This window comes from Mesorhizobium album (genome assembly GCF_033977205.1).
Lineage (GTDB): Bacteria > Pseudomonadota > Alphaproteobacteria > Rhizobiales > Rhizobiaceae > Mesorhizobium > Mesorhizobium album.
The window spans coordinates 1-763 of the sequence record NZ_JAVIIW010000151.1; the positions used below are offsets into that span (position 1 = coordinate 1).

At 66.1% G+C, this 763-nt stretch carries 1 protein-coding gene; it reads right to left on the reverse strand.

The features are described 5' to 3' along the window. The coding region (gene tnpC, locus RFN28_RS34675; protein ID WP_320291608.1) for an IS66 family transposase at nucleotides 1–763 on the reverse strand (763 nt) is incomplete at both ends.

Sequence of the window (763 nt, forward strand, 5' to 3'; positions counted from 1 at the left end):
TCGAATGGCGCCGCCCTTGTAGATCTGATTGTAGCCGGTAAACCCATCGGCCTGCAGTGTGCCGGCAAATCCGGCGAGCTCGCTCATCACGCTCTCGCCGGCGCGACCCATGGTGGCGCGGTACCAGGCGATCGGCGGCTCCTGCGAACCCGAGTTGCGGTCATCGGCGACGTAAACCCAGAGCGCGCCCTTGTGCGTCGTGCCGGTGCCGGGCGCCAGGATCGGATGCCGCGTGTCGTCGGTGTGGAGCTTGGTGCGGCTACGGCCGATCTCACGAAGGCGGTTGTAGATCGGATCGAGCAAGGCGGCGGCGTAGCCGGCGCTGCGCGCAAGCGTGGATCGCTCGATATCGACGCCCTTGGCGGCCATCATCTGGCTCTGACGGTAGAAGGGCAGATGGTAACCCCACTTGGCCATCATGATATGGGCGAGCGCGGCATAGCCGAGCTTGCCGCGTGCAATGGCCTTGGCGGGTGCCGGCGCCTGAATGATTTTATCGCAGGTCCGGCAGCTGTACTTGGGTCGAACGGTCTCGATGACCTGCCAGACCTGGGCGACCAGATCGAGCATCTCATCGCTATCTTCGCCCATGGCGCGCAGAGCGCCGCCGCAGCCCGGGCAGCACGCGCAAGAAGGCTCGCGAAGGATCCGCTTGCGCGGCAGGTTCGGATTGAGCTTGCGCACTGGCAGCACCCGGACCTTGTCGGTGTCAGCGACGATGGGCAGCTCGGCCTCGGGCCCACTGGCGGCGACATCGGTCTCG